The sequence below is a fragment of the Phenylobacterium sp. VNQ135 genome, assembly GCF_049445735.1.
Classification (GTDB): Bacteria; Pseudomonadota; Alphaproteobacteria; order Caulobacterales; family Caulobacteraceae; genus Phenylobacterium.
The window spans coordinates 475,392-500,293 of sequence record NZ_JBMSDS010000001.1; the positions used below are offsets into that span (position 1 = coordinate 475,392).

28 protein-coding genes and 2 tRNA genes are annotated in these 24,902 nt (G+C 68.1%); 9 read left to right on the forward strand and 21 right to left on the reverse strand.

Annotated elements, in window-relative coordinates; genetic code table 11:
* Complete coding sequence (locus tag ACO2Q0_RS02310; RefSeq protein ID WP_423349860.1) at window positions 1-450, reverse strand: host attachment protein; 450 nt, start codon at window positions 448-450, stop codon at window positions 1-3.
* Window positions 451-633: 183 nt separating this feature from the next.
* Between ACO2Q0_RS02310 and ACO2Q0_RS02315 the strand changes: the two genes are divergently transcribed.
* The 4 genes from ACO2Q0_RS02315 (at window position 634) to fixJ (ending at window position 4,564) form a co-directional block, all read left to right on the forward strand.
* Window positions 634-1,287, forward strand: a complete 654-nt coding sequence (locus ACO2Q0_RS02315) for a helix-turn-helix domain-containing protein (protein ID WP_423349861.1) — start codon at window positions 634-636, stop codon at window positions 1,285-1,287.
* A gap of 148 nt (window positions 1,288-1,435) precedes the next feature.
* On the forward strand, window positions 1,436-2,485 hold the full coding sequence (locus ACO2Q0_RS02320) for an AI-2E family transporter (RefSeq protein WP_423349862.1): 1,050 nt from the start codon (window positions 1,436-1,438) through the stop codon (window positions 2,483-2,485).
* The gene (locus tag ACO2Q0_RS02325; protein ID WP_423349863.1) at window positions 2,482-3,966 is read left to right on the forward strand and encodes a PAS domain S-box protein; all 1,485 of its coding nucleotides are present in this window, start codon (window positions 2,482-2,484) and stop codon (window positions 3,964-3,966) included. Before ACO2Q0_RS02320 ends, ACO2Q0_RS02325 begins: the two co-directional genes overlap by 4 nt.
* A complete protein-coding gene (fixJ, locus tag ACO2Q0_RS02330; RefSeq protein WP_423349864.1) occupies window positions 3,959-4,564 on the forward strand; it encodes a response regulator FixJ in 606 nt (201 codons plus the stop codon). The genes ACO2Q0_RS02325 and fixJ overlap by 8 nt, the downstream gene beginning before the upstream one ends.
* Here the strand turns inward: fixJ and hemN are convergent.
* Genes hemN through ccoN form a run of 9 tightly spaced genes read right to left on the reverse strand, consistent with a single transcriptional unit; the run spans window position 4,561 to window position 13,615 of the window.
* Entirely contained in the window at window positions 4,561-5,937 is a 1,377-nt protein-coding gene (gene hemN / locus ACO2Q0_RS02335; RefSeq protein WP_423349865.1) for an oxygen-independent coproporphyrinogen III oxidase, read from the reverse strand. The two genes, fixJ and hemN, sit on opposite strands and share 4 nt — an antisense overlap.
* Window positions 5,938-5,988: 51 nt before the next feature.
* Window positions 5,989-6,147 carry a cbb3-type cytochrome oxidase assembly protein CcoS gene (ccoS, locus tag ACO2Q0_RS02340; protein ID WP_423349866.1) on the reverse strand — a complete coding sequence of 53 codons (159 nt, stop codon included), beginning with the start codon at window positions 6,145-6,147 and terminating at the stop codon, window positions 5,989-5,991.
* Window positions 6,147-8,309 (reverse strand): heavy metal translocating P-type ATPase, encoded by a 2,163-nt coding sequence (locus tag ACO2Q0_RS02345; RefSeq protein WP_423350512.1) that lies wholly within the window; start codon window positions 8,307-8,309, stop codon window positions 6,147-6,149. Before ACO2Q0_RS02345 ends, ccoS begins: the two co-directional genes overlap by 1 nt.
* A complete protein-coding gene (locus ACO2Q0_RS02350; RefSeq protein WP_423349867.1) occupies window positions 8,306-8,800 on the reverse strand; it encodes a FixH family protein in 495 nt (164 codons plus the stop codon). Before ACO2Q0_RS02350 ends, ACO2Q0_RS02345 begins: the two co-directional genes overlap by 4 nt.
* Entirely contained in the window at window positions 8,797-10,305 is a 1,509-nt protein-coding gene (gene ccoG, locus ACO2Q0_RS02355) for a cytochrome c oxidase accessory protein CcoG (protein ID WP_423349868.1), read from the reverse strand. The genes ACO2Q0_RS02350 and ccoG overlap by 4 nt, the downstream gene beginning before the upstream one ends.
* Complete coding sequence (gene ccoP, locus ACO2Q0_RS02360; protein ID WP_423349869.1) at window positions 10,302-11,213, reverse strand: cytochrome-c oxidase, cbb3-type subunit III; 912 nt, start codon at window positions 11,211-11,213, stop codon at window positions 10,302-10,304. Before ccoP ends, ccoG begins: the two co-directional genes overlap by 4 nt.
* Entirely contained in the window at window positions 11,206-11,379 is a 174-nt protein-coding gene (locus ACO2Q0_RS02365; RefSeq protein WP_423349870.1) for a cbb3-type cytochrome c oxidase subunit 3, read from the reverse strand. The genes ccoP and ACO2Q0_RS02365 overlap by 8 nt, the downstream gene beginning before the upstream one ends.
* Window positions 11,376-12,113, reverse strand: a complete 738-nt coding sequence (gene ccoO, locus ACO2Q0_RS02370; protein ID WP_423349871.1) for a cytochrome-c oxidase, cbb3-type subunit II — start codon at window positions 12,111-12,113, stop codon at window positions 11,376-11,378. Before ccoO ends, ACO2Q0_RS02365 begins: the two co-directional genes overlap by 4 nt.
* Before the next feature lie 11 nt (window positions 12,114-12,124).
* A complete protein-coding gene (ccoN, locus tag ACO2Q0_RS02375; protein ID WP_423350513.1) occupies window positions 12,125-13,615 on the reverse strand; it encodes a cytochrome-c oxidase, cbb3-type subunit I in 1,491 nt (496 codons plus the stop codon).
* Between the two features lie 302 nt (window positions 13,616-13,917).
* Between ccoN and ACO2Q0_RS02380 the strand changes: the two genes are divergently transcribed.
* The 3 genes from ACO2Q0_RS02380 to ACO2Q0_RS02390 all read left to right on the forward strand — a co-directional run bounded on the left by ACO2Q0_RS02380 (window position 13,918) and on the right by ACO2Q0_RS02390 (window position 15,304).
* Entirely contained in the window at window positions 13,918-14,175 is a 258-nt protein-coding gene (locus ACO2Q0_RS02380) for a hypothetical protein (protein ID WP_423349872.1), read from the forward strand.
* A gap of 32 nt (window positions 14,176-14,207) precedes the next feature.
* Window positions 14,208-14,561 (forward strand): c-type cytochrome, encoded by a 354-nt coding sequence (locus ACO2Q0_RS02385; RefSeq protein WP_423349873.1) that lies wholly within the window; start codon window positions 14,208-14,210, stop codon window positions 14,559-14,561.
* 95 nt (window positions 14,562-14,656) lie between these two features.
* Window positions 14,657-15,304, forward strand: coding sequence for an OmpW/AlkL family protein (locus ACO2Q0_RS02390; RefSeq protein WP_423349874.1), 648 nt, complete (start codon window positions 14,657-14,659; stop codon window positions 15,302-15,304).
* An 82-nt stretch (window positions 15,305-15,386) separates the two neighbouring features.
* Here the strand turns inward: ACO2Q0_RS02390 and ribB are convergent, their stop codons facing one another.
* Complete coding sequence (gene ribB / locus ACO2Q0_RS02395) at window positions 15,387-16,541, reverse strand: 3,4-dihydroxy-2-butanone-4-phosphate synthase (protein WP_423349875.1); 1,155 nt, start codon at window positions 16,539-16,541, stop codon at window positions 15,387-15,389.
* 264 nt (window positions 16,542-16,805) lie between these two features.
* Between ribB and ACO2Q0_RS02400 the strand changes: the two genes are divergently transcribed.
* Window positions 16,806-17,381 (forward strand): hypothetical protein, encoded by a 576-nt coding sequence (locus ACO2Q0_RS02400; protein ID WP_423349876.1) that lies wholly within the window; start codon window positions 16,806-16,808, stop codon window positions 17,379-17,381.
* Between the two features lie 502 nt (window positions 17,382-17,883).
* Here the strand turns inward: ACO2Q0_RS02400 and ACO2Q0_RS02405 are convergent.
* Together ACO2Q0_RS02405 and ACO2Q0_RS02410 are read right to left on the reverse strand one after the other, a co-directional pair.
* Window positions 17,884-17,960 (reverse strand) — tRNA-His (locus ACO2Q0_RS02405).
* Between the two features lie 41 nt (window positions 17,961-18,001).
* Complete coding sequence (locus ACO2Q0_RS02410) at window positions 18,002-18,808, reverse strand: LytTR family DNA-binding domain-containing protein (RefSeq protein WP_423349877.1); 807 nt, start codon at window positions 18,806-18,808, stop codon at window positions 18,002-18,004.
* Between the two features lie 111 nt (window positions 18,809-18,919).
* Here ACO2Q0_RS02410 and ACO2Q0_RS02415 point away from each other — a divergent pair, with 111 nt between their 5' ends.
* Window positions 18,920-20,065 (forward strand): acyltransferase family protein, encoded by a 1,146-nt coding sequence (locus tag ACO2Q0_RS02415; RefSeq protein ID WP_423349878.1) that lies wholly within the window; start codon window positions 18,920-18,922, stop codon window positions 20,063-20,065.
* 65 nt (window positions 20,066-20,130) lie between these two features.
* Here ACO2Q0_RS02415 and ACO2Q0_RS02420 read toward each other — a convergent pair whose 3' ends face one another.
* From ACO2Q0_RS02420 to infA, 8 genes are all read right to left on the reverse strand, one after another.
* Complete coding sequence (locus ACO2Q0_RS02420; protein WP_423349879.1) at window positions 20,131-20,838, reverse strand: energy transducer TonB; 708 nt, start codon at window positions 20,836-20,838, stop codon at window positions 20,131-20,133.
* Between the two features lie 10 nt (window positions 20,839-20,848).
* The gene (locus tag ACO2Q0_RS02425; RefSeq protein WP_423349880.1) at window positions 20,849-21,283 is read right to left on the reverse strand and encodes a biopolymer transporter ExbD; all 435 of its coding nucleotides are present in this window, start codon (window positions 21,281-21,283) and stop codon (window positions 20,849-20,851) included.
* Window positions 21,284-21,288: 5 nt separating this feature from the next.
* Window positions 21,289-22,173 (reverse strand): tonB-system energizer ExbB, encoded by an 885-nt coding sequence (exbB, locus tag ACO2Q0_RS02430; RefSeq protein WP_423349881.1) that lies wholly within the window; start codon window positions 22,171-22,173, stop codon window positions 21,289-21,291.
* Window positions 22,174-22,634: 461 nt separating this feature from the next.
* Window positions 22,635-22,710: transfer RNA gene (locus tag ACO2Q0_RS02435), tRNA-Phe, on the reverse strand.
* A gap of 85 nt (window positions 22,711-22,795) precedes the next feature.
* On the reverse strand, window positions 22,796-22,966 hold the full coding sequence (locus ACO2Q0_RS02440; protein WP_423349882.1) for a DNA gyrase inhibitor YacG: 171 nt from the start codon (window positions 22,964-22,966) through the stop codon (window positions 22,796-22,798).
* Window positions 22,963-24,000, reverse strand: a complete 1,038-nt coding sequence (locus ACO2Q0_RS02445) for a ribonuclease E/G (RefSeq protein WP_423349883.1) — start codon at window positions 23,998-24,000, stop codon at window positions 22,963-22,965. The genes ACO2Q0_RS02440 and ACO2Q0_RS02445 overlap by 4 nt, the downstream gene beginning before the upstream one ends.
* Window positions 23,997-24,581 (reverse strand): Maf family protein, encoded by a 585-nt coding sequence (locus ACO2Q0_RS02450; protein ID WP_423349884.1) that lies wholly within the window; start codon window positions 24,579-24,581, stop codon window positions 23,997-23,999. Before ACO2Q0_RS02450 ends, ACO2Q0_RS02445 begins: the two co-directional genes overlap by 4 nt.
* A 19-nt stretch (window positions 24,582-24,600) precedes the next feature.
* The gene (gene infA, locus ACO2Q0_RS02455) at window positions 24,601-24,819 is read right to left on the reverse strand and encodes a translation initiation factor IF-1 (protein WP_423349885.1); all 219 of its coding nucleotides are present in this window, start codon (window positions 24,817-24,819) and stop codon (window positions 24,601-24,603) included.
* Between the last annotated feature and the right edge of the window lie 83 nt (window positions 24,820-24,902).

The window sequence follows — 24,902 nt, forward strand, 5'->3', positions numbered from 1 at the left end:
TCAAGCCTTGGCGCGGGCCTCACGTAGCCGCTGACGAATGGCGTCGGCCCCGTCGTGGACGCGCTCGTGAGCGTCGCAGACGTCGAGCCGGCGGACGCAGGCGGGGCCAAGCTCGGCCCTCAGGAGGCCGAGCGCCCTGGGCGGCGCCATCAGGACCAGCCGGTCGAACGCCTCGCGCTTGGCGGCCGCCTCGAGCGACTCGGCGACCCGACGCAGGAACCGGCGTTCGGCCTCGTCGGACGCCTCTCGAGTCCCGGCGCCATGTCGGCCGAACCCGCCGCTCTCGTGGACCGTCGCCATATGCCGGTGGGACTGCGGCTGGTCGCCGCTGTCGGCCCGCGCCCGCAGGTCCGTTCGCTCGCGGACCTCGCCCGCGCGCAGCCGCTCTTCGAAGATGCGAGCTTCTCCGGCGTCCGCAGCGACGATCCAGGTGGTTCCGGTGAGTTCCATGACCGAGGTCTCCTTCTTGAGAGCCAGTCTGGAGAGCCGGCGGCAGCGCCGCTGTGACGCGGATCAAATACGGAGGGCCAGCGCCTCCGTATGTCTACGTAGGGGGCGCCCCTTAGGGGGACGTCACGAATTTCGCAGGGCGCCGGCGCCGCGTACCCCTTCGTCATCACGAAGGACACCGCCATGTCGCTCGCCTACGACTTCCACGATCCCCGCACCGCCCGCCCGAGCGCAGCGCTCACCGAAGTGATGGACCGCCTCGGCGCGAAGTCGACCTTCGAGCGTGACGAGGAAATCTACGCGCAAGGGGATGACGTCGAGCATCTCTACCGGCTGGTCTCGGGCGTGGTGCGCACCACCCGCCTCGCCGCCGACGGGCGCCGCCAGGTGGGCGACTTCTACTATCCCGGCGACCTGTTCGGCCTCGAAGTCGGCCCGGATCACCAGTTCTCGGCCGAGGCGCTGACCTCCTGCGAGGTGCAGGTCGTCCGCCGGGCCTCGGTTCGAGCCTTCGCCGGCGACGTCGAGCTTGACCGCGCCATCCTGGAGGCGACCCGGCGCGAGCTGCAGCGGACGCAGGATCACCTGCTGCTGCTGGGCCGCCGCAGCGCCCGCGAGAAAGTCGCCGCCTTCCTGCTGAATCTCGCCGAGGGCGCCGTGCCCGGAGCCGTGGACCTGCCGATGGGCCGGCAGGACATGGCCGACTATCTCGGCCTGACGATCGAGACGGTCTCCCGGATGCTGACGCAGCTCCAGGACGAAGAGATCGTGGAATTCCCCACCTTCCGGCGCTTCCAGGTCAAGCGCCCCGAGATGCTGGCGGCTCTCGTGGACTGATCGTTCGTCGCTGGATCCTGGATCCTTCCCCCAACTGCGACGACGTAACGGCGTCGGGTGGCTTTCCATCCGACGCCGTTTTCTTGCCGAGCTTCGGCTGGCGCGGAGCGGCGCAACAGGCGACGATGCGCCCACAGGGGAGATGAAGATGAGCGACGGGGCATTGCGGGCGAGATCGGGAGACCGGTTCCTCGGCCGGGTCGCGGTGGTGGGCGCACTGGCGGCGCTTGCCCTGCTGATCCTGCGCCTGGCCGACGTGCTGCTGCTGGCCTTCGGTTCGATCCTCACCGCGGTCCTGCTGCACGCTCTGGCCGATCCGATGGTGCGCCGGGCCGGGCTTCCGCGGCCGTGGGCGTTGCTGGCGGCGGTCGTGGGCCTTGTCCTGGCGATCTCGGCGATGGTCTGGCTCTTCGGCCGCGAAGCGGCGATCCAGCTCGCGGCGCTCAGCGAACTGCTGCCGCGGGCGTGGCGCGCGCTGGAGGCGGACCTCTCGCGCTCGGTGGTGGGCGCTTACATCCTCGACGACCTGCGCCGGCTGCAGCACGCAGACGGGCTCGTCATGCAGGTCGGTCCGAAGCTCATCCGCGGCTCCGCCACGGCGGGCGCGGCGGCGCTGATCGTCATGTTCGCAGGGCTGTACCTCGCCTTCCACCCGCGCACCTACCTTGGCGGTCTCGTGCGGCTCACGCCCAAGAGCTGGCGGCCCCGCACGGAAGCCGTGCTGCTGGCGTGCGGCGGGGCGCTGAACCGCTGGCTGGTGGGCCAGCTCATCTCGATGCTGCTGGTGGGCGTGACGACCGGCGTCGGCCTGTGGCTGGCCGGCGTGCCCTCGCCGCTCGCCCTGGGCGTTGTCGCCGGCATCGGTCAGTTCGTGCCGGTGATCGGCCCGATGGTTTCGACCATCCCGGGTCTGATCCTGGCCGCCGGCGCCGGCTGGGACACCCTGGCCTGGACCGCCGTCCTCTACGTCGGGGCGATGCAGCTCGAGGCCAACCTTTTCACGCCGCTGGTGTTGCGCCAGATGGTCGAGCTGCCGATGGCGGTGACGCTGTTCGCGGTGCTGGCGATGGGCGTACTGTTGGGACCGCTGGGCGTGCTCTTCGCAACGCCGCTGGCGGTCGTCGCCTACGTGGTGGTGCGAATGGTTTACGTGGAGGACGTGCTTGATGATCGGCCGGCAAGCCAGGACCGCGCATGACCGTCGCTGAGGCCGGTCGTCGGCTGAACCCCGCCCTGGGCTATGGCGTCGCCTTGGCGGCGACGGTGGTCTGCGCCGGCGCGCGCGTCGCCCTCGAGCCCGTCTTCCAGGAACGCGCGGCCTTCCTGCTGTTCGTGCCCGCGCTGATGGCGGCGGCGGTGGTGGGCGGCTTCGGGCCGGCGGTCGCCGCCAGCGCGCTCGGCATCGCCGTTCATGCCGCGCTCCTTGGGCCGCAAATGTTCGACGACACCGCCAACGTGATCAACAGCGTGGTCTTCGTGGCCCTCGGCCTCGCCAGTGGGATCGCGGGCGGATACCTGCGGCGCTCCACGGCGGACACCGCCCATGCGCTCGACGACCTCGCAGCGCGGGAAGCCCACCTGCGCTCGATCCTGGACACCGTGCCCGACGCCATGGTCGTGATCGACGAGCGCGGGATCATGCAATCGTTCAGCGCCGCCGCCGAGCGGCTGTTCGGCTGGACGGCCGCCGAAGCGATCGGCCGCAACGTCAGCATCCTGATGCCGAATCCCTATCGCGACGCGCACGACGGCTACCTGCACCGCTACATCGACACCGGCGAGCGGCGGATCATCGGCATCGGTCGCGTGGTGGTGGGCGAGCGGAAGGACGGTTCGCCCTTCCCGATGGAACTCGCCGTCGGCGAGATGCGCTCGGGCGATCGGCGCTTCTTCACCGGCTTCGTCCGCGACCTCACCGAACGCCAGCAAACCGAGCGCCGCCTGCAGGATCTGCAGTCCGAACTGGTTCACGTCGCCCGCCTGACGGCCCTTGGCGAGATGGCCTCGGCCCTCGCCCACGAGCTGAACCAGCCGCTTTCGGCGACGGCCAACTACGTCAAGGGCTCGATCCGCCTCCTAGACCGTGAGCCGGCGGACCAGGCGAAGATTCGGGACGCGCTGGTCCAGGCGGGCGAGCAGACCCTCCGCGCCGGACAGATCATCCGCCGGCTGCGCGATTTCGTATCCAAGGGAGAGACGGAGCGGCGCCTTGAAAGCCTGCCGCAACTGCTGGAGCAGGCCGGCGCCCTGGCCATGGTCGGCGCGAAGGAGCGCGGCGTGCGCCTCAGCTTCCGGATAGATCCGAAGGTGGACGTGGTGCTCGCCGACAAGGTGCAGATCCAGCAGGTCGTGCTGAACCTCATGCGCAACGCAATCGACGCGATGGAGGACATGCCGCGCGCGGAGCTCGCCGTGTCGGCCCGCCCCGCCGACGATGGCATGGTCGAGATCTCGGTCGCCGACTCGGGTCCAGGGGTCAGCCCCGAGGTCGCCGATCGCCTGTTCCAACCCTTCGTCACCACCAAGCGCGAGGGAATGGGCGTCGGCCTGTCCATCAGCCGCACAATCGTGGAGGCGCACGGCGGCCGCATCTGGGTTGAACCTCGCCCGGGCGGCGGTGCTATCTTCCGGTTCACCCTCCGGGGAGTCGGGGACGAGGAGTTGAGGGACGTTGAGTAGCGGTCTGGTCCATGTGATCGACGACGACGAGCCCGTACGGCAGTCGCTGCAGTTCCTGCTCGATACTGCCGGTTATGCCGTGCGGACGTATGAGTCGGCGATCCAGTTCCTGCAGGGGCTCGATCGCCTGGAGGCTGGCTGCATCGTCACGGACATCCGCATGCCTGAGATGAACGGCCTGGAGCTGGTGCGCCGGCTGCGGTCGGAGGGCGTCACCCTGCCGGTCATCGTCCTTACCGGACACGGCGACGTGCCGTTGGCCGTCGAGGCGATGAAGGCGGGCGTGAAGGACTTCCTCGAAAAGCCCTTCGACGACGAAGTGCTGCTGATGGCGGTCGGCGCGGCGCTGGACGTCGGCGAAGAGACGCAGCGCGAGGAGGCGGAACGCCAGAAATTCGAGACCATGCTGGCCTCGCTGTCGCCGCGGGAGAAGGACGTCCTCCACGGCGTCGTCGCGGGCAAGGCCAACAAGATCATCGCCTACGAACTTGGGATCAGTCCGCGGACCGTTGAGGTCTACCGGGCGAACGTGATGACCAAGACCGGCGCCGGAAGCCTTTCTGACCTCGTCCGCATGGCGCTGCTCGCGCGCTTCTAGAGCGCGCGGGAGTGGCGCTCGGCGTCGGGAGCGAAGTAGGCGTCGAAACAGGCGGCGATCGAGCGGATCACCAGCCGCCCTGCCCCCACAGCCGAGATGCGTCCGCCGTCGATCCGCACCAGTCCATCGGCGACGAAGGGCTGCAGCCGCGTTAGGGCCGGCTCCAGGTCCGAGCGCAGGCGGCCATGACGGGCGCACGCCGCATCGAGATCAACAGCGAGATCGCACATCAGGCGCTCGATGATCTCGCCACGGAACCGGTCGTCGTCGGTCAGCGCCACACCGCGCGCCACCGGAAGGTGGCCGCCCTTCACCGCCGCGCGCCAGCCGAGCTCCTGGGCGATGTTCTGCACGAAGCCTTGCGGCAGCGAGCCGATGGCCGAGGCGCCGAGGCCGAGCAGCGTGCCGGCGGTGTCGGTGGTGTAGCCCTGGAAATTGCGGCGCAGATCGCCCTGAGCCAAGGCTTTCGCCATCGGGTCGTGCGGCGCGGCGAAGTGGTCGAGGCCGATCCGGACATAGCCCAGCGCCGCGAGACGTTCGGCGGCGGCCTCGCTCTGCTCCAGCCGCTCGGCGGGACCAGGCAGCGCCGCCTCGTCGATCAGCTGCTGGTGCGCCTTCATCCAGGGAACGTGGGCGTAGCCGAACAGCGCGATCCGCTCGGGCCGCAGACTGGCGATGGCGTCGACCGTCGCTAGGGTCGACTCCGTGGTCTGATGCGGCAGGCCGTACATCAGGTCGAGGTTGATCGATCCGATCTGCACGTCGCGCAGCCACCTGACGCAGCGCGCGATGTCCTCGAAGCTTTCGCGCCTGTTGACGGCCTTCTGCACGACGGGATCGAGGTTCTGAACGCCGAGGCTGGCGCGGCTGAGCCCATGGAACGCCGCGGCGTCGACCCATTCGCGGGTCAGGACGGCGGGGTCCAGCTCGGCCGCCACCTCGTACCCCGGCGTGAAGCGGAACGCAGCCTTCAGGGCGCCGAAGATCGCGGCGAGCTCCTGCGCCGTCAGCATGTTGGGCGTGCCGCCGCCCAGATGGACCGCGCTAGCCTTCATGCGCCCGGGCAGCGCCCGCTCCAGCAGCGCGAGCTCGGCCAGCAGCAGCTCGACGTATTCGCCCACGGGCTCGTGCCGGTTCACCGCCCGGGTGTTGCAGCCGCAGTACCAGCAGAGGCGCGAGCAGAACGGAATGTGCAGGTAGAGGGAGATCGGATCGCTGGCGGGCAGTTCGCGCAGCCAATCCCGGTAGATCGCCTCGTCCACGGCCGGCGTGAACTGCACGGCCGTGGGGTAGCTGGTGTAGCGCGGCGCGCGGCCGTCGTAGCGGGCGACCAGCTGCGCGAGCGACGGGCGGAGGTCTGGGGCGAGGCTCATGCGCCCTTGTCGCCGTGCCCGGACCGGCGCGCCCTGATCTGGATCAAGGCGTCAGGCGGGCGGTCTGTCGTCGGCATCGTCGATGAGGATGCGGTTTGCGTCGCCAACCGGATCTTCGTACTGGCCCGCCTTGAGCGTCCACCAGAACGCGGCGACGGCCATGAGGCCAAGGCCGACCGAGAACGGTGCAAGGATCAGCAGGATGTCCATCAGCGACCTCCGGTCCTGAGCGCATTGAGGGTGACGACCAGCGAGGAGCCCGACATCGCCAGCGCCGCGATGAACGGATTGACGAAGCCCAGCATCGCCGCGGGCGCGGCGACCAGGTTGTACAGGCTGGCGAAGCCGAAGTTCTCCAGCGCCCGACGCCGCGCCGACCGCGCGATGTCGTAGGCCTCGACGACCGCCATGAGCCCTTCGCCGGAGAACACCAGGTCGGCCGCGTTCTGGCTGGCCTCCAGCGCCGAGCCGGGCGCCATGGCGCAGTGCGCCTTGGCCAGGGCGGCGGCGTCGTTGAGCCCATCGCCCACCATCAGCACGCGATGGCCCTGCCGGGCGCAGGCGTCGACCGATGCAGCCTTCCCCTCGGGCGTTAGGCCGGCCCGCCAGACGTCGACGCCCACCTCGTCCGCCGCGCGCCGCACCGACGGCGCCACGTCGCCGGAAAGGATCTCCACCTCAAGGCCGCGGGCCTTGAGCGCAGCCACCGCAGCGGCCGCGTCGGGTCGGACGGCGTCAGTGAAACGGAAGCGGATCTTGGTGTCGCCCTCGAAGCCGAACCAAAGCTCGGTCTCCGATGCGTCTTGCGGCTCGATGCCGAGGAAGATTGCGCGGCCCAGACGCGCGCGGCGCCCGTCGATGACGCCCTCGACGCCCAGGCCCGCGTGCTCCCGCACCTCGGACGCGATCGGACCGGCTCCCGCCTCCCCTGCCAGGGCGCGCGCCAGCGGGTGACGCGACGCGCGCGCGAGCGGCGCCGCGAGCGCCAGGCACGACGGCACGGGATCGACCAGCTTCGGCCTTCCCTCGGTCAGCACGCCGGTCTTGTCGAAGATAACGTGGTCCACTTCGGCCAGCCGCTCCAGCGCGGCGCCCGATTTCACCAGCACGCCCTTGCGGAACAGACGGGCGGAGGCGGTGATCTGCACGGCCGGCACGGCCAGGCCCAGCGCGCACGGACAGGTGACGATGAGGACCGCGACCGCTCGGATAAGCGCCTCGCGCGGACCAAGGCCCAGCGCCCAGCCGCCCACGAAGGTGAGCGCCGCCACCGTATGCACCACAGGCACGTAGAGGGCGGCGGCCTTGTCAGCCAAGCGGACATAACGCGAGCGGGCCTGGGCTCCGGCCTCGACCAGGCGCGCGATGCCGGCCAAGGCGGAATCCTCCGACCGGGCTACGACCTTCAGCCGCAGCATGCCGGTAAGGTTGACCGCGCCGGCACGGCAGAGCTGGCCCGGGCCGACGTCCACGGCCGCGGTCTCGCCGGTGAGCAGGGCGTTGTCGAGCTCGGAGGCGCCTTCCTCCACCACGGCGTCAACAGGCAGCCGCTCGCCGGGCCGGACCAGCAGCACGTCGCCCGGCGCAAGCTCGCTGATCGGGACCCGACGTTCGCCACCGGCTTCGAGGCGGGTGGCGGCGGTCGCTTGCAGCGCCAGGAGGTCGGCGGCGGCCCCGCGCGCCTTCGCCCGCAACTGGTGATCGAGCCAGCGCCCGATGAGCAGCAGGAAGAGCAGCGAGACGGCCGCGTCGAAATAGGCGTCCCGGCCCTGCAGCAGGGTCTCGGAGAAGCTTATGACCAGGGTGAGGATGACGCCGATGGAGATCGGCACGTCCATGTTGGCGCGGCCGGCCTTCAGCGAGCGCCAGGCCGAGCGGAAGAAGGGCATTCCCGCGTAGATCGCGCAGGGCGCCCCGACCGCGCCTGAGAGCCACATCATGACCGTTCGCGTCGCGGGCCCCAGTTCCTGGCCGAACAGGCCGGCCCAGAGCGGGACGGAGAACATCATGGTGTTCATGGCGCCGAAAGCCGCCACGGCCATGGCCAGGATCAGCGCCCGGCCCTCACGGTCGTAGATCGCCTGGGCCTGGCTCGGATCGTAGGGTGTCGCCGAATAGCCAAGGCGCTCGACGGTCTCGACCACCCGCCCAGGATCGCCAGCCGTCGATGCGAAGCCGACCGTCAGCTTGCCCGTGGTCAGGTTGAAGCGCGCCTCCTTGACCCCAGGCAGGGCCAGGACTTCGCGTTCGATCTTGGCGAGACAGCCGGCGCAGCGCGCGCCGCGAACCAGCAGGTCCACCGAAGGCGCGCCCTTTGGGTCACGCTTGAGGAAGGCCGAGAGATCCGCCGGCCGTCCGGCGTCGTAGGTCACCGCCACGTCAGCCTCCGCTCGGCCACGAACCGGCGGCCGGCGGCGTCCACGGCTTCAGCGGTGAGGTCCCATGCGCCCTCGATCGCGCTGGTCGCGCCCTCGTAGCGGCCAGGCGCCGTCTCGATGAAACGGGGCGTGCGACGCCCGGATTCGGTGGCCGGCCGCTCCAGGCGACCCGTGACGGTTAATCCGCGCAGCGGGCGACCGGCGGCGTCCTGCACGGTCAGCACCACCAGGCCCGGAGCGACCTCGGCGGCGGCGCGCCAACCAAGTTTCGCCTGCGCCTCCTCCTGGGCGATGCGCTGGTTGTAGAGCAGCCCGTCCTCGTACGGCGTCACCGAGACCTGACCCGGAAAGGTGCGCAGCGCCATCACGGTGAAGCTGGCGTCGACGGCGATCACCACTGCGAAGAAGGCGCACACGGCGGCCAGCACATGCCAGCCGGTGATGCGGAAGCCGGGCTCGCCGGCGTCTGTGTGGGTGGCGCTCATAGCTCGTTCGCGGCTCCCGAAAGGAAGGTGGTCTTGGCCTTCACCGTCAGACCTTGGCCGGTGACGGCGAAGGCGGACGGCAGGCTCGGCGCGGCAAGCGCCTGGGGTTGCGCGATGACGAACACGCGGACGGCTGTGACTTCGTTAGGCTCCAGCGTCAGGCGCAGGGCGTCCGACGCCGGCTGGCCCGGACTGCGCAAACGCGCCCCGGCGACGCCCAGGAACCGAACCTCGACCGGCATCGGCTCGAAGCTGCGGTTGGCGATCTTCAGCGTGTAGCCGTTGCGGATCGCCCCATCGTGCAGACGCACGAAGGTGGGATTGCGGTCGCGCAGCGCATGCATGTCTATCGGGCGGCGGTGGCTGAGGCCCCACAGCATGAGGCTGGAGACCACCACCAGGGCGACGGCGTAATACACCGTCCGAGGCCGGACGAACTTGTAACGCGGGGTGTTCCCGCACTGCCGCTCGGCCACGGCGCTGTCGGTGTCGTAACCGATCAGGCCCTTCGGGCGGCCGATCCTGGTCATGATCTCGTCGCAGGCGTCGATGCAGAGCGCGCAGTTGATGCACTCCAGCTGCGCCCCGTTGCGGATGTCGATTCCCATCGGGCAGGCGACCACGCACGCATGGCAGTCGATGCAATCGCCGCGACCCTCCCAGGCCTGGCCCTTCTTGTGCGGCCCCCGCGGCTCGCCCCGGTCGTAGCGATACGTGACCTGCAGGGAGTGGTGGTCGAGCATCGCACCCTGAATGCGAGGCCAGGGGCACATGTAGATGCAGACCTGCTCGCGCATGTGGCCGGCGAAGACATAGGTCGTGGCCGTCAGCAGCAGCGAGAAGATGTAGGCGGTGGCCGGCGCCTGGCCGACCCAGTACTCCCGGATCAGCGTCGGCGCGTCGTGGAAGTAGAAGATCCAGGCGCCGCCTGTCGCGAAGCCGATGGCCAGCCAGGTCAGGTGCTTGCCGACCTTGCGCCAGATCTTGTTGAAGGACCAGGGCGAGGCGTCGAGGCGCATGCGGGCGTTGCGGTCGCCCTCGAAGGCGCGCTCGACGTAGATGAACAGGTCGGTCCAGACGGTCTGCGGGCACGCGTAGCCGCACCAGAGCCGGCCGAACAGCGCCGTGACCAGGAACAGGGCCAGCGCCGAGATCACCAGCAGGCCGGTGATGAAATGCACCTCCTGCGGCCAGAGCTGGATGTCGAAGAAGTAGAAGCGCGCGCCTTCGAAGTCGACGAGGATCGCCTGGTCCGGCAGGGCGCCAGGACGCTCCCACCGGATCCATGGGGTCACGTAGTAGATCGTCAGCATGACGATCAGCAGCGCCCACTTGATGGCGCGCCACCGGCCGTGGACCAGCTTGGGGTAGATCGGCGTTCGTGGCGAGTAGAGCCCCCCGCCGCCGCCCCGCTTCTTGCGCAGACGTGCGGCGGCCGAGACCGGCGCCGACCCGGAGGTCGGCGTCGGCTGCGGCTTCGAGACGCGATCGATGACGACGGTCATCGGGCCGACACGCCTCCAAGGCTTGCGACTTCTTCCTCGCCGCCGCCGGCGTTGGCGTGGATATAGACGGCGAGCGCCTTGATGGTCTCAGGGCTGAAGCGCGCCTCCCAGGTCGGCATGACGCCGTTGCGGCCGTTCCAGATCTGCTCGGTGATGGCGTCGCGGCCGGAGCCGTACAGCCAGTCCGCGTCCGTCAGGTTCGGCGCGCCCTTGACCGGATCGCCGCGGCCGTCCGGGCCGTGGCAGGCGGCGCACTGGTCGGCGAAGGTCTGCCGCGCGCGCCCGACGGCGGCAGGGTCGGCTTTGCGACCCGACAGCGCCACCACGTACTCGGTCAGGTCGCGGATCTGCGCCTGGTCCAGCATCTGGTCGCGACCGAACGCCGGCATGACCGTCTCGCCGCGCGCCTGGGCGTGGCCCGAGCGGATGCCCACCTGGATGGTGTGCTGGATGTCCTCCAGCGTGCCGCCGCCATACAGCCAGACATCGTCGCGCAGGTTCGGATAGCCTTTGGCTCCCGCGCCGCCCGCCCCGTGGCAGGTGGCGCAGTTGTCGCCGAACACCGACTGGCCGACCTGAAGGGCGAAGCTCTGCAGCTCCGGATCCTGCTCGATCTGCTCAAGGCTGACCGACTTCAGCTTCGCGCCCTGTGCGCCGCGCAGGGTCTCCAGCTTAGAAAGCTCCTGCACCACGTTGGCCCGGTCGGACTCGCCGCGGACCCCCTTGGTGTAGCTGTGCAGGCCAGGCCAGGCCGGCATGAACACCCAGTAGACCGCGGCCCAGACGATGCAGCCGTAGAAGATCCACAGCCACCAGCGGGGCAGCGGGTTATCCAGTTCCTTGATTCCGTCCCACTCGTGACCGGTAGTCTCGATGCCGGAATGTTCGTCGCGTTCGCGCTCAGACATGATCGCTCTCGTCCTTCTCGAGCGGCAGGTGGGCGAGGCGCTTGAACGCCTCCTTGTGCCGGGGCCAGAGCGCGTAGATCAGGCCGGCGATGAAGATGGCGGCGAAGTACAGGGTCCCGCCCTGCTGAGCGAACCGCGCGACCGCCTCGTAGGTCAGGCCGCTCACCGCAGGTTCTCCGGGTCTTCGGCCTTGTAGGTCCGGAAATCGACCGTGGTCCCGAGCATCTGGAGGTAGGCCACCAGGGCGTCGAGCTCGCTCAGCTTCTCCGGGTTACCGTCGAAGTCGCGTTGGGCGATCTTGGCGCCGTAGCGCTTCTTGAGCCCCGACTTCTCGCCGGCGAACGGATCGACCTGAGTCTCGAGGTCGGCCTTGGCGTTCTGGATTTGGGCGTCGGTATAGGGCACGCCCACGGTGCGCAGCGCGTTCAGCCGGGCCTCGATGGCGCGGTAGTCCAGATCCGTCTCCGCCAGGAAGCGATAAGGCGGCATGTTGGATTCCGGCACCACCGAGCGCGGGTTCATCAGGTGATCCCGGTGCCAGCCGTCGGAGTACTTGCCGCCGACGCGCGCCAGGTCCGGCCCGGTGCGCTTGGAGCCCCACTGGAACGGGTGGTCGTACATGCTCTCGGCCGCGAGGCTGTAGTGGCCGTAGCGCTCGACCTCATCACGCAGCGGACGGACCATCTGCGAGTGGCAGACGTAGCAGCCCTCGCGGACATAGATGTCCCGACCGGCCTGCTCGAGCGGCGTGTAGGGCCGCACGCCCTTCACCTTCTCGATGGTGCTCTCCAGGTAGAAGAGCGGGGCGATCTCCACGAGGCCGCCGACCGACACCACCAGCAGGATGGCGATCACGAGCCAGATCGAGTTCTTCTCGAGGTTCTGGTGCTTTTTCCACATGGGCCCGACCCTTACTCAGCCGCCAGAAGGGCGGGGGTGGGCGTCGAGACCGGCGTCGCCAGCTCCGTCTTCACGGCGCTGGGCATGCGGATCGTACGCCACAGGTTGTAGGACATGATCACCGCGCCCGCGAGGTACATGAGCCCCCCGACGGTCCGGATGACGTTCTCGATATGCTTGGCCGCGACGGTCTCGACGAAGGCGTTCGCGAGGTAGCCCTGCGGCGTGTACTCCCGCCACATCAGGCCCTCCATGATGCCGGAGACCCACATGGCGGCGATGTAGAGAAGGATGCCGGTGGTCGCGATCCAGAAGTGCCACTCGACCAGACGGTTCGAGTACAGCCGGTCCTTCTTCCACAGCCACGGAACCAGACAGTAGATCGCGCCGAAGCTGATGAAGCCGACCCAGCCCAGGGCCCCGGAGTGCACGTGGCCGATAGTCCAGTCCGTGTAGTGGCTGAGCGCGTTGACTGCCCGGATGCTCATCAGCGGGCCTTCGAAGGTCGACATGCCGTAGAAGGCGATGGCGACGACCATCATCCGGACCACCGGGTCGGTGCGCAGCTTGTCCCAGGCGCCCGACAGGGTCATCAGGCCGTTGATCATGCCGCCCCAGGAGGGCATCCACAGCATGACCGAGAAGGTCATGCCCAGGGTCTGCGCCCACTGCGGCAGAGCCGTGTAGTGCAGGTGGTGCGGGCCCGCCCAGATGTAGATGAAGATCAGCGACCAGAAGTGGACGATGGACAGCCGGTAGGAATAGACCGGCCGCTCCACCCGCTTCGGGACGAAGTAGTACATCATCGCCAGAAAGCCGGCGGTCAGGAAGAAGCCGACGGCGTTGTGGCCGTACCACCACTGGGTGAGCGCGTCCTGCACCCCGGCGAAGGCCGAGTAGCTCTTGGCTTCCAGGGGGCCCACCGGGATCGCCAGGTTGTTGACGACGTGCAGCAGGGCGATGGTGACGATGAACGCCAGGTAGAACCAGTTGGCCACGTAGATGTGGCGTTCCTTGCGCTTCCAGATCGTGCCCAGGAACACGAGGAGGTAGGCGACCCAGACTACGGTCAGCCAAAGGTCCACGTACCACTCAGGCTCGGCGTACTCCTTGGATTGGGTGATCCCCGCGAGGTAGCCGGTCGCCGCCAGCACGATGAAGAGCTGGTAGCCCCAGAAGACGAACCATGGCCATGCGCCGCCGGCCAGCCGCGCCTTGCAGGTGCGCTGCACGACGTAGAAGGAGGTGGCGATCAGGGCGTTGCCCCCGAAGGCGAAGATCACCGCGCTGGTATGCAGCGGACGCAGGCGGCCGAAGTTCAGCCAACCCGCCTCCGGGAAATAGAAGACGTTGGGCCACGACAGCTGGGCGGCGATCAGGACCCCGGCGAGAAGGCCGGCGATCGCCCAGAACATCGTCGCGATCACGCCAGCGCGGACGACGCCGTCGTTGTAGCGTGTGGGGTCGGGCCGGAAGCGGCCCGAGCCCATGCCCACGGACATGACGCAGAATGCGGTCACGAAGCCCGCGATCATCACGTAGCCGTGGAAGCGGAAGGATGGGTCGGGCGTGAAAGCCGTCGCCAGGATCGACCCCAGGGCAAGCAGCCCTGTGAGCGTGTAGAGAGCGACGGCGTCGAAGGACGCCTCCTCTCGCGTTGCAACTGCCTGCGTCATGGATCCGAACAGCGGTTGAGAGACTGTCCGATCCATGCCGCACCGGAGAATCGTCGGCCTTGATCTCCATCAACGACCGTCGCGGAGAGCCGCGCGACAAGACCTCGACAATCCTGGAGGATCTCTCGATGCGGCGCCGTCTGACGTCCGATGAAGATGCGATGCTGCGGACGGGGTTCGCTCTCCTGGGCGTCATCCTGCTGGCCAGCGGCGCCCTCGCGTTCGACATCGCCCGCGGCCACATGGCCTTCCTGGGCGACATGTGCGGGGCCCAGCAGCCGCACTGCGGCTGGTGCTATGCAGCAGCCGGCCTCGCGGCCGCCGGTCTGGCCGCACTTGTCGCTGCAGCGCGTCCGGCGCCCAGAGCGGCGAAGGCTCGCATCTGAAACCGCTGCTCCTCGCTCTGGCCGTCGCGCTCATGGCATCGACGGCGACCGCGGCAGAGACGCCGCGCGTGCTGAAGCCCGCGGTGCTGCGCGGCCGCGTCTTCGTGCAGAATCACTGCGTCGGCTGCCACAACGCCATGACCAAGGGCGATAGCGTCTATGCGCACGCGCCGCCCCTGCGCGAGCTGGGCGGCCGGTTCACGCCGGCCGAACTTCAGGAGGTATTGCAGGACGTGCAGGGCGGCGATCACTACGCCATGCCGCCGACGTTCGTCACGAGCCGCGACGCTCTGGACGTCGCCGCCTACATCGAGGCGTTGTCCAAGGCCGACAAGAAGACCCGCCGGAAACTCAGCGTCCCCTCCTGCGTGGGCTCGCTCTGCTGAGATTGCGGAAGATCAAGGCGGAGCTGCTCGACGTCTGCGACTCCTTCCCCACGAGGCAGGCGAACACACCGCCTCACCATCAAAGGGGATATTCCATGTACGCCAAACTCTTCGCGACCGCCGTCGGTGCGAGCCTGCTGCTTGCCGGCGCCGCGCAGGCCGAGGACTTCACTCCCAAGACCGCCGGCACGGTCATGCTCAACACGCGGCTCAGCGTCGTCGCTCCGGATGCGGGCGATCCGATCACGACTCTGGCCGGCGCCAACACGGGCCTGAAGGCGGAGGTCAGCGACGACGTGATGCCGACGATCGGCCTCACCTACTTCTTCACGGACAACGTCGCCGTCGAAGTGATCGCCGGCTCGACCCAGCACACCATCCGCGCCAAGGGCGGCGCGACGGACGTGAAGGTGCAGGAGACCTGGGTGCTGCCGCCGGTCGTGTCGCTGCAGTACCACTTCGCCCCGGCTTCGCAGGTGAGCCCCTACGTCGGCGCCGGCGTGAACTACATGCTGTTCTACAGCGAGAAGGACTACAACGGCTTCGGCCTGAAGGTGGACGACGGCTTCGGCTATGCGCTGCAGGCCGGCGTCGACGTCGCGATCCGCGACCGCTGGAGCGTCAATGTGGACGTGAAGAAGGTGTTCTTCGAGACGGACGCCGTCGATCGCTTCAACGGCGTGAAGTCCAAGGTGAAACTCGATCCGTGGGTCGTCTCCGGCGGCCTCGGCTACAAGTTCTAGCCATCACCGTGGCGGGCGCGCAGGCGCCCGCCACACGACGGCGCGCCGCTTGGGGCGGAACGAGCGCTCGATATCCCGGCGCCTAGCCCAGCGGAACACGCCCCAGGATCTTCAGTCCATAGCCGGCCGAGCCCGGCAGCACCGTTTGCGACGACGTGAGCAGCAGCATGTCGCGAACCCCCAGGTCGAGCAGGATCTGGGCGCCGATGCCATAGTCGCGGAGCACGTTCTGGCTGTGGTCGGCCTGCTGCCCATAGCGTTCCGACAGCCAGTGCGGATTGCTGTCACGGATGAAGACGGCGACGCCCGCGCCGCTGTGTTCGGCGATGGCCTTGAGCGCGTCGGGCACATAGGTGCGGCGGGCTTCGACAGCGCCCAGCATGTCGGCGGCGAGGTCGACGCGGTGCATGCGCACCAGGGTGGGCTTGTCGGGTTCGATACGGCCCTTGGTGAGGACCACGTGCTCGGTCTGATCCAGGACGTTGCGGTATATGACCATCCGGAACTTGCCGCCGTAGGCGCTCTCGAACGGGGTTTCCAGCACCCGTTCCACCTGCCGCTCGGTGCGGCGGCGGTAGGCGATCAGATCGGCGATGGTGCCGATCTTCAGGCCATGGAGCTGGGCGAAGGCCACCAGGTCCGGAAGGCGGGCCATCGAGCCGTCGTCCTTCATGATCTCGCAGATCACCCCGGCGGGCACGAGGCCGGCCATGCGGCTGATGTCCACCGCGGCCTCCGTATGGCCGGCGCGCACCAGCACGCCTCCGTCCTTGGCCACCAGCGGGAAGACATGGCCGGGCGAGACGATGTCGTCGGCGCCCTTGGTCGGGTCCACGGCGACGGCGATGGTGTGGGACCGGTCGTGGGCCGAGATGCCTGTGGTGACGCCCTCGCGGGCCTCGATGGAGACGGTGAAGGCGGTGCCGTGGCCCGACTGGTTGTCGCTGGACATCGGCGGCAGGCGGAGCTGGCGTGCACGATCAGCCGTGATCGACAGGCAGATCAGGCCGCGCGCGTGCTTGGCCATGAAGTTGATCTGCTCGGGCGTGGCGAACTGGGCCGGGATGATGACATCGCCCTCGTTCTCCCGATCCTCCGCATCCACCAGAATGTAAGGACGTCCGTTGCGGGCATCCTCGATGATGTCTTCGATCGGCGAGATGGCCTGGCTCACGGAGTCGGTCTCCGGATCAGCCTTGAGGCCGGTGGAGGGGGGAACGAGATAGGGGCGCTTCATGCCCGGGCCTCATCTTGCGCGCCGGGCGCGCCGGATGGCAGGCGCCCGTTGGAGCCTGGGATATACGACCGCGGGCCCTCGGCTCCAAGGAGGCCGGTGGCGTCGGCCCGATCACGCCGATCTTGCCCGTTTCGGCAGGGCCAGCAGGCGCCCGTCTCTTATCGATGGCCGCGCCGGGCGCGTTCAAAGTAAGTTATCGCCATGGATAGACGCGAATGCCTCCAGGGCCTGGCCGCCACCCTGACCAGCGCGCCAGCATCAAAGATGAACTTCGAATATCTCTTCGTCGAAGGCGAACGCGTGGCGCGGCAACGCTTCGCCCAGCAGGTCGCGAACACCCGCCACGTCGCGGTGGTCGGCGCATTCGAGGGGCAACTCGGATGGACCAACGAAGCCCTTGCGATGCTGCTCCTTCGAGGACCGGAAGCCGATCCCGCGAGGAAGTTTCAGGTCAGGGGCGCGCAACTGCGGGATCATGCCATGTTGACGCCCACCGCCCGACCGAACGATCTGCAGCCGCTGCCCACCGGCGGCATCTACGTGCACAGATGGTTCGTGGTCCGCGCGCCGGACGTCCCCCGCTTTGTGGATCTCTCAGCCGCGGGCTGGCAGGACTTTGAGCAGCGGTTCGATGCGCGGGTCTACGGCCTGTTTACGGCCGCTCCGACACAGGCGGAGCGCAGCGCCGGAAGCCGACGGCTGCTTCTCCTTACGCGCTACCGTGATCACGCGGAGTGGGAGCGTTCACGCGATCCCACGTCGGAGGCAATGGCCATCTTCCGCGAGCGCCAGAAGCTTACCCTGCGGACCTGGGCGGCGAGCAGTCGACTGCTGAGTTAGCCTCTGCCCCATTGCCGCTGCGCAAGTCGCGCACCAGCGAGTTCCTAGAGCTGCCGGGTGATGTCCAAGGCGCGCCCAGTGCGTTTCCCGCAGACTACCCTTGTGATCGGCGCCTGCGGTGCGCCCGGAACAGCCTGAGCTGCTCCGGCGGCTCATCGGCCGACAGGAGATCGAAACGCAGCCGGGCGCGTGACACGGCGACGCCATTCCTGTTCCGTACTGCCGACAGCCGGCGCGAGCAGATCCGGCCAAGCTCGAGCTCACGACGGAGACCAACTCCCGGGTGAGGATGCCGATGATGGGACACAGGAGCTCGTCGAGCTTTGTCCGGTACCGCCGCAGTCCGAGCGCGTACGCCTTGCGGACGCGATCGCCGACCGGGTGGCGCCTTGCGAAAACAGCGCCCGAACGGGATGTGGCAGAAAGGGCGGCAAGAAGGTGAAGTCTGCCGCCCAGAACAAAAAGGCCCGGGACTTTCCCGAGCCTCTTTAACGCCCTGTGATGGTACCGCCCTCCCGGATCGAACGGGAGACCTCCAGAGCCACAATCTGGCGCTCTAACCAACTGAGCTAGGGCGGCGCATCACGAGCGGGCTGTTCTAGTCGCGCGGGCTTGCCGGATCAAGGCTCCAGCAGAGGCCGGCGATAACGACGCGAACCGGCCACTTCGCGGCCGTCGCTCAGTCGCACGAGGAAATCGCCGGACGACCGCGACTCGACGCGGCTGACGGCGTCGCGCCGCACCAAGCGGGAGCGATGAATTCGCACGAAGCCGGCGCCCGCCAGTTCGCGCTCCATGTCTGCGAGGGAGGCGCGGTGCAGCACGGGCTGCCCCACGCGGTGAAGCTCCACATAGTTGCCCGCGGCCTCGACGATGACGATCTCCGCGACCGGCACGAAAATCCGTCGAGCCCCATCTTTGACTTCAAGCACGGCCGCAGCGGCCGAAGTGGTGCGACCTGGCGCCAGACGCATCCAGAGTGCGTAGAGCCCGACGAGAGCGACATAGACCAGGATATCCTTGCGGAACTCGTACAGGAACTCCGAGAGCGGTCCGAACGGCTGATAGACCTGATCGACGCCGAGGTAGATGGCCCAGCGCAGCACGCCCATGCCGGTGACGTGCGCCAGCGAGAACACCAGAGCCCCCGCAAGATGCAGAGGGATCGCGAGCCGCCACGGCGACTGCATCGGCGTGGCCCGACGCGTCAGAACCTGCACGAGCGGCGTCAGCATCACCAGCATCGTGACGCTCGTGAACTCCCACACAAGCGGCTCCCAGAGCGGGATCGGACGGCCGGCCTGGCTCAGGTCGTGTGTGACGCTCAAGGCATCGACGATCGCGATCGCCGCGCCGATCACCAGCACGCCCGCGACGAACAGCGCATCGCGCCGCCGACCGCTCATCCCTGCAACGCCACCGCTCATCCCTGAGCCTGCTCCAGACGTCACGGCAGCGCCGCCAGACGACCCAAGGCGGTGGCCGCCGCTGCGGCACGCGCGGCATCAACACCGGCGTCGAAACCTGGAGCCGCCAAAATGTCCGCCTCGTCCCGTCGGCATGACCTCGACGCCCTACGCGTCGGAGCGTTCATGCTGCTGATCCTCTACCATCTGGGGATGTTCTACGTGCCTTGGGGATGGCACGTGAAGAGCGACCATATCGTGCCGGCGCTTGAGCTCCCGATGGGTCTGCTCAATCCCTGGCGCCTGACCCTGCTGTTCGTGATCTCCGGCGCAGCCACGCGGTTCATGATGGAACGGCTCACGGCGGGCCGCCTGGCGGCTCAGCGGTCGCAGCGCCTGCTTATCCCGCTGCTGTTCGGGATGCTCGTGATCGTCGCCCCGCAAAGCTGGGCCGAGGTCGTGGAGAAGAATGGATATGCCGGCGGCTTCCTGGATTTCTGGCCGCGTTACCTAACGTTCGATCCCAGTTTCGGGATCATCCTGCCGACCTACAACCATCTGTGGTTCGTCGCCTATCTCTGGGTCTACACGATGGTGCTGGCGATCGCCGCGCCGCTGCTGCCGCGCCTGGACCGACTTGCCGCCCGAACGCTCGGCGGCGGGGGCCTCTTCCTGGTCCCAGTGCTTGCCTTCGGGACGTACCTCGCTACCGCCGGCCGCGCATGGGGCGAGACCCACATCGTCTTCGCCGACGGCTATGGGCATCTGCAATACGGAACCGCCTTCCTGCTGGGCGTGCTGCTCGCGAGACGTGACGACGCGTGGGAGCGGCTGCAGAAGGCGCGAGGCTGGAGCCTCTCGGTCGCCATCGGCATTGCGATAGTCGGTTCAGTTCTGGCGAGGCAGGGCGTGGAAGATGCGCCAGGCTGGCCGGGCGCGGCTTTCGCCTTCGTGCGCGAAGCTTACGCCTGGGCTGTGATATGCGCCCTGTTCGGATTCGCCCGCCGCTACGTCCGCAAGGGGGCCCGCCTGCTCTCGACGCTGAACGAGGCGGTCTTCCCGTTCTACATCATCCATCAGACCGCGATCGTCCTCGCCGGCCATTTGCTGAAGCCCGCCGGCCTGCCGCCACTCGCCGAAGCGAGCGCGATACTCGGGATCACCGTGGCGAGTTGTCTGGCGACCTGCGGCTTGGCGCTCGCTGTGCCGGCCCTTCGGCTTCCACTGGGGCTCAAGCCCCTGGCTCGCCATCCCGCGCCCGCCCCGGCCGCGGCCTGACGGACAAAGAAAAAGCCCCGGCCGCTGATGCGACCGGGGCTCTCTCGTCTTGTCAGGCTTCAGCCTTAGTCCGGCAGCGTGAAGCGGATCGGGATCCGCACCGTGCCGCCGTCGACCGGCTGACCGTCCTTGGTCTGAGGCCGCATCTTGAAGAGGCGGCTCATCCGCATCGCAGCTTCACCGAAGCCCATGTCGGCCGGAGTTTCCGACACGACCGAGCAGCCATCCAGCGTACCGCGAGCGTTCACGGTGCAGCTGATCGTGGCGCTGCCGGAGACCTCCATCCGTTGAGCCCGGTCCGGATAGTACCGGGCCAGGTCCTCGGCCGACGGGCGACGCTGCCAGTCGGGGTTGGTGATCACCGACGGACGCGGCGGCTCGGGCGGCGGGGCCCGCGGCGGTTCCGGCGTTTCGATCCGACGCTCAACCGGCGGAACCGGCAGAGGCGGGATCGACGGGATGTCCGGCACCGCGACCGGCGGCCTGGGCTGCAGCTTTGGCGGCGGCGGCGGCGGCGTGTTCGGCGGCGGCGGCGGAGGCGGCGGCGGCGGCGGCGGCGGCACTGGTTTGATCAGCGCCACATCCGTCACCTCGTCCGAGTACTCCTTGTACTTCGGCTCGAAGCGCGTCTTCCAGAGGTAGACGCCCAGAGCCGCGTGAACCGCAATCGACAGGGCGATCGCGACCGTCACACCCTTGCTGCGCTTGGGCTTCGGGTCGTCGAACGGGTTGTGCCGAACGTGGACGGCTTCGTTAGGTGATGTCTCAGCCATGGGTCACCACCTACTGATCTTCGCCGACCAGGGCCACGCTGTAGAACCCGTTGTCCTGCAGCATGTTCATCACGCCCATAAAGTCGCCGTAGAGCACGTCCTTGTCGGCGCGGATGAAGATCCGTTCCTTCGTCGGATTGCGCGTGCCGCCCAGCTGCGTCCGGAGATCGTCGCCCAAGGTCGCCAGATCGGTCCGGAAATCCTGGATGAAGATCCCGCCGTTCGACTGGATCGAGATGTAAACGGGCTTCGGCGGGTTCGTGCCCGGCGGTGCGACGGCGGGCGGCAGGGCCACCTTGACCGTCACGGCCGCCATAGGCGCGGCCACCATGAAGATGATCAGAAGAACCAGCATAACGTCCACGAAGGGTGTGACGTTAATTTCGGCGTTCTGCTCTTCCTGATAGCGGTCCGCCCCCCCGGAACTCGAGAGTTTGGCGGCCATCTAGCTTAGGCCCCCTTGTCGAGCTGGCGGGAGATCGCGTTCATCAGTTCGGCGATGAAGCCTTCGGTGCGGGCGCCGTAGGCCGAAATCCGCGTCTGGAAGAAGTTGTAGAAGATAACCGACGGGATGGCCGCGAAGAGGCCCAGACCGGTGGCGAGCAGCGCTTCGGCGATGCCGGGCGCGACGACGGCCAGGTTGGTCGTGTTGGTGTTCGCGATGCCGATGAACGAGTTCATGATCCCGTACACGGTGCCAAACAGACCGATGAACGGGCCGTTCGAACCGACCGAGGCCAGGAACTGCATGCCGCCCGAGAGGCGACGGGCAAGCGAGGCCTGCACGGCGCCGACGGCGGCCGAAGCGCGCATCAGCGTGGTGTCGCGGTGTTCGCCGGTGATCTGCAGGCCGGCTTGGCGCGACAGTTCGATTTCCTGAGCGGCGGCGGCGGCCATGTCGGCCAGCGGGTTGCCGTCGAACTCTTCCGACATCGCGATGCGGTTCATGTCGTTGATCGACTTCGCGCCGCGGAAGTTTTCGAGGAAGTTGTCGGTGACGCGGTTCAGCGAGCGGAACTCGAGCATCTTGGTCACCAGGATGGTCCAGGTGAACACCGAGGCGAGCGCCAGACCGATCATGATGACCTTAACGACCGGGTCGGCGTCCATGAACATGGTGCCGACGTTCAGCTTGCCGGCGTGCTTCATGGTCGGCGGGTCGGCCGATTCAGGGGCGGCCGGAGCCGCGGCAGGAGCGGCGGCCGGGGCCGCAGCGGCGTCGGCGGCGGCAGGCGCGGCCGGGGCGGCGTCCTGAGCGAACGCCGGCGCGCTCGCCATCAGCGCAACGGCGCCGACGAGAGCGATGAAAGGAGTCTTCAGTTTGTTGTCGAGCATCTGTCGCCAGTTCCTGGTTGGTCTAGCACGATTGGCCGGAGGGTCGTCGCGCGAGAGCGTCTCCACCCTAGTTGAACATGCCCGGCGCCCCCACCAGCTATAAAACCGGCCGAGGCCCCAGAGCCGCTGTCGCTGCGCCCGACCCGAACGCGCCCTCCCAACTTACGTGGGACTTGGCGTTACGAAGGCGGGCGACCTCGAACTCCCGTGAGGAAACCGAAGTCTTACCGCTTTGTTAGACGTGCGGCTCGGGTCCTTTGACAACCCCTTATCGAGGCGTCAAGGGGCAGAAGCTTGCGTGGCTCGGCGAAATTATTGTGTCAGGCGGGATGATTGTGCGCTGCACACTAGGCGATCGCAGTCTGCCACTCGCCTAACCATCAATTGAGCGGCTACAATGCTGCGGCGCAGCAACTGAATGAACTGCGATCTCAGAACAGAGTGCGTGGATACGGGGAAAGTGGTGCCTGGGGGCGGATTCGAACCACCGACACGCGGATTTTCAATCCGCTGCTCTACCAACTGAGCTACCCAGGCCTGAGGCCGCCGTCGCGGGAGCCGCGTCTATAAAAGAGGCGATCCGGGAAGTCCAGCGAGCCCACGCACACATTTCGCGCCTGCGTCATTCGTCGCTGAAATCGTCCTGCGCTCCTCCTTCATCCTCGCTGGTCGGGACGGCGTAGACGCCGGCCAACCAGCGTTGGAGATCGACGTCCGCGCACCGTCGGGAGCAGAACGGGCGGTAGGCCGGATCGGCCGGCTTGCGGCAGATCGGGCACCCTGGCTTGCTCATGCGCGGCCCACGTCCAGGTGGTCGCGCGCGTGGCTTGGATCGGCGCTCACCGAGAACCGGGCGCCCATGCGTTCGCGGAGTTCCGCGATCAACGGCTCGGCGGCCTTGGCGACATCGGGCGCGCAGATCGCATTCAACTGCGCACCGGGCTGCGCTTCGCCCTCCGCCTGCAGGCGCCGCACGAGGCGCTGGGCGAGCGTGCGGTCCGAGAGCGCGCCATCGGCACGGCGAAGTTGCTCAAGCACGGGACAGGCTCGCCGCGGGAGCGAGATCTCCATGGTTCCGAAACGGCCAACGGGTCCTATCGCCACCCCCGGATTGTCGGGGCCGAAGGCCGTCCGGGCGGCGGTCATCAAGGCGTTGCCGTCGTGGCCGCGCCCGACCAGATCGAGGACAACCAGGCCTCCAAGGCCCTTGAGGCGCAGCAGTCGCGCGGACTCCCTCAGAGCTTCCATGTTCGCCTGACGCGTGATCCGCTTTGCGTCTCCCTTGCGCTCGCCGAGGTCGACATCGATCGCGGTCAAGGCGCGCGTCGGCTCGATGGCGAGCGTGCCCCCGCCAGGCAGCGGGTGGACGATCTCGAGAGCCTCGGCCTCCGCGTCATCGGCGGTTCGCCTCGCCTCTGCGCCCTGCACCAGCTCCGCATCCCGTGCGGCAGCTCGCAGCACTTCAGCCACCTGCGGCGGCGGGGTGAGCATCCTGGGCGTCCCCTCGGCGGGACCGATCTGGCGGGCGACTGCAAGCTTGCCCCGACGCGGCTCGCTTCGAAGCTCGATCTCGACGATGGCGCCGCGGATCGGCCGAGCGTCCGCCTTGAACGGAAGGATCGCCTCTGCGCCGTCGCCCAAGTCTAAAAAGGCGGTGTTCAGCGCCGGCTCCACCGATTCCACCCGCGCGGCCAAGCGCGCGCCGAGGAGCAGCCGCTCGTCGTCGCCGTTCCGCCGGATGATGAACCGCTCCGGACGGTCGTCGAGCGTCACGACGCCGCGCGTCTCTCCGATCCCGCGGTCGAGGTAGAGACGGCGAACGCTCATGGCCGTCGGAAGCCGAGGCCGGTCAGCAGGCAATCCGTTTCGTAGAGCGGGAGGCCGACCACGCCTGAATACGAACCGTGCAGCGATGTCACGAACGCCCCTGCCCGCCCCTGGACGGCATAGCCGCCCGCCTTGCCCAGCCCCTCGCGCGAGCGGACGTAGGTTTCGGCATCATCATGGGAGAGATTCTTGAACCGCACCCGGCTCTCCACGAGCCGGACAGCACGGCGGTCGTTGGGCGCGGACACGGCTACCGCTGTCAGCACGCGATGGCCTCGGCCCGAGAGCAAGTGGAGGCAGGCGCGCACCTCGTCCTCGCTCTCGGCTTTTGGGAGGACACGACGGCCGACGGCGACCACCGTGTCGGCGGCGAGCACGAAGGCGTCGGCATGTCGCGCGCCGACCGCCACCGCCTTAGCCGAGGCCAGCCGGACGGCCAGCTGCCGCGGCGTCTCATCTCGTCGGGGGCTTTCGTCCAGATCGGCCGCGTCGATGGCGTCCGGCTCAAGGGCGATCTGACGGAGCAGTTCCAGCCGGCGGGGGCTCGCGGAGGCCAGGACGAGGCGTGGCGTTGGCGGCAAGTGTTCGTCCCTGTGCCGCTCAGCGGACGCGGAAGGTGATGCGACCCTTGGTGAGGTCGTACGGCGTCATCTCGACGAGGACCTTGTCGCCTGCTGCGACGCGGATGCGGTTCTTGCGCATCTTGCCGGCGGTGTGGGCGATGATCTCGTGGTCGTTTTCAAGCTTCACGCGGAACATTGCATTAGGCAGCACCTCACTGACGGTGCCGGGGAACTCCAACAGCTCTTCCTTGGCCATGCAGGCTTCCTGATCGACATAAAACGACGGCTCGCGCCTGCAGGGTGCGAGCCGGATTCTCGTGTCGAATATAGCCCAGGAGC